This is a genomic window from Lentzea sp. (assembly GCF_036380075.1).
Taxonomy (GTDB): Bacteria; Actinomycetota; Actinomycetes; order Mycobacteriales; family Pseudonocardiaceae; genus Lentzea.
In genome coordinates, this window is sequence record NZ_DASVFL010000203.1 from 1 (window position 1) to 2864 (window position 2864).

A 2864-nucleotide genomic window follows, 5' to 3' on the forward strand; every position below is an offset into this window, starting at 1 on the left:
AGGAGCCCGAGCACGAGCACCCCTGACACCCATCTCCTACCCACGGACCACCTCTTGTCCATTAGTTAACAAACCTGCCTGAATGCGCGCGACAGTAGGCGGGCAGGTCACATCCGGACAAGAGGCACGAACCCCCCGCGAATCAGCCCCAGACTGAGCGCACGGCCTCGGCGACCGCCCCGGCCTGCGCGAACCCGGCTTCGGCCGCCGGTTTCCTGCGCGCCGGGTCGAGCAGGTTCTTCCCGATCGCGGCCAGGGCGGCCCCGTCGGGACTCACCACCACCGACGGCACACCCAGCTTCGCGACCTGGGCCTGCGGCGACGCCGCGGCACTGGCTCCCCGCGTCAACGGCGCCACGACCACGACCCGCGAACACCCGGCCGCCAGGTCGACGTTGGCCAGGGAACGCATGCCGCCGTCCATGTACCGGTGGCCGTCGATCGTCACGGGCGGCCACACCAGCGGCACCGCGCAGCTCGACGCCACGGCCTTCACCAGCGGCACGCCGCTGTCCCGGTCGAACGCGACGAACCTCCCGTCCGCCACGTCCACCGCCGTGACCTTGAGCGCGCGCTCCGGCCAGTCCTGAATGGACAGACGGTGCTCGAAGACCTCCAGCCGCGACCGTTCCGACGGCGTGCGCGCCTTCACCGCGGCGCGGCCGAGCCTGGCCCGCTTCACCGCCGGTTTTCCCGGCACCGCGTAGGAAAGAGCGTAGCGGAGGAGCATCCACGGCGTCAGCCGCGCGGGGATCTCGCCGTCCGGCGGCAGCAGCTGGCTCGCGTACAGGTCAGCCAGTGGGACGCCGCCGGCGAGCTGCGTGGCCACCACGGACCCGGCGGAGGTCCCCACGAAGAGGTCGGCGCCGGACAGGTCGACGCCCTGCTCGGCCAGTCCGTGCAGAATCCCGGTCTCCCAGGCGATTCCGGTGACACCACCGCCGCCCAGCACCAACGCGCGTTCTCCAGTCACACCGGCCATCCTATGGAGTGAGACGAGTTCCTGGTGCTTGGTCGACGTTGGTAACCTTGGCGGCGAAGCCGAGAAGCGCTGCAACGGGCCCCGAGGCCTGCCACGCTCGTCTTCGCACGATCACGGAAAAGGGCGCTTCCGACGTTCTCGGGAGCGCGCGCGTGGCCGGTCTGAAGTCCCTGTTGAACCAGCGGATCGCCGTGCTCGACGGCGCCTGGGGCACGATGTTCCAGCAGGCGAAGCTGTCGCCCGCCGACTACCACGGCACCGAGTTCGCCGACCACCACACCGACGTCGTCGGCGACCCGGACCTGCTCAACCTCACGCGTCCCGACCTGGTGCTCGACGTGCACCGGCAGTACCTCGCGGCGGGCGCGGACATCACGACCACCAACACGTTCACCGCCACGTCGATCGGCCAGGCCGACTACGGGCTGGAGGACCGCGTGCGCGACATGAACATCGCCGGCGCCCGGATCGCCCGGCAGGCCGCGGACGAGTTCGGCGGCCGGTTCGTCGCCGGATCGGTCGGCCCCCTCAACGTCACGCTCAGCCTGTCGCCCAAGGTCGAGGACCCGGCGTACCGGGCCGTCACGTTCGAGCAGGTCAAGGCCTCCTACGCCGAGCAGATCTCCGCGCTGCGCGAGGGCGGCGTCGACCTGCTGCTGATCGAGACGATCTTCGACACGCTGAACTGCAAGGCCGCCATCACCGCCGCCCGCGAGGTGGCGCCGGACCTGCCGCTGTGGATCTCGGTGACGATCGTCGACCTGTCCGGCCGCACGCTGTCCGGCCAGACGGTCGAGGCGTTCTGGGACTCGATCGCGCACGCGGAGCCGCTGGTCGTCGGGGTGAACTGCTCGCTGGGCGCCGAGGAGATGCGCCCGCACGTCACCGACCTGGCGCGACTGGCGGACACCTACGTCGCCTGCCACCCCAACGCCGGACTGCCCAACGCGTTCGGCGGCTACGACCAGACGCCGGACGAGACCGCGGCCCTGCTCAAGGACTTCGCGGGCAAGGGGATCGTCAACGTCGTCGGCGGCTGCTGCGGCACCTCCCCCGCGCACATCAAGGCCATCGCCGAAGCCGTCAAGGGCGAGACGCCCCGCGACGTCGTCCCGCCGCGCCACGCCACCCGCTACAGCGGCCTGGAGACGTTCGAGATCGGTCAGGACACCGGGTTCGTCATGATCGGCGAGCGCACCAACGTCACGGGCTCGGCGAAGTTCCGCCGGCTGATCGAGGCCGACGACCACCAGGCGGCCCTCGCCGTGGCGCTCGACCAGGTCCGCGGCGGCGCGAACCTGCTGGACGTCAACATGGACGCCGACCTGCTCGACGGCGAGCAGGCGATGACGACGTTCCTGAACCTGATCGCGACCGAGCCGGAGATCGCCCGCATCCCGGTGATGATCGACAGCTCCCGGTGGGGTGTGCTCCAGGCCGGTCTGCGCTGCGTGCAGGGCAAGGGCGTGGTCAACTCGATCAGCCTCAAGGAGGGCGAGGGCCCGTTCCTGGAGCAGGCCCGCACGATCCGCGACTACGGCGCCGGTGTCGTCGTGATGGCCTTCGACGAGCAGGGCCAGGCCGACACGACCGAGCGCAAGGTCGCGATCTGCGCCCGCGCGTACGACCTGCTGACGAACGAGGTCGGCTTCCCGGCCGAGGACATCATCTTCGACCCGAACGTGCTCGCGGTCGCCACCGGCATCGAGGAGCACAACGGCTACGCCAAGGCGTTCATCGACGCGTTGCCGCTGATCAAGGAGCGCTGTCCGGGCGCGCGCACCAGCGGCGGCATCTCGAACCTGTCGTTCTCCTTCCGCGGCAACGACGTCGTCCGCGAGGCCATGCACTCGGCGTTCCTGTTCCACGCCGTCAAGGCCGG

General features: G+C 70.4%; 2 protein-coding genes. One reads left to right on the forward strand and one right to left on the reverse strand.

The annotated features are described in order from the left end of the window. Window positions 1–142: 142 nt before the first annotated feature. Window positions 143–973 (reverse strand): patatin-like phospholipase family protein, encoded by an 831-nt coding sequence (locus VF330_RS22160; RefSeq protein ID WP_330853557.1) that lies wholly within the window; start codon window positions 971–973, stop codon window positions 143–145. Window positions 974–1197: 224 nt separating this feature from the next. Here VF330_RS22160 and VF330_RS22165 point away from each other — a divergent pair. After that, window positions 1198–2864, forward strand: a 1667-nt coding sequence (locus tag VF330_RS22165; protein ID WP_330853558.1) for a homocysteine S-methyltransferase family protein, incomplete at its 3' end; no start/stop codon positions are given.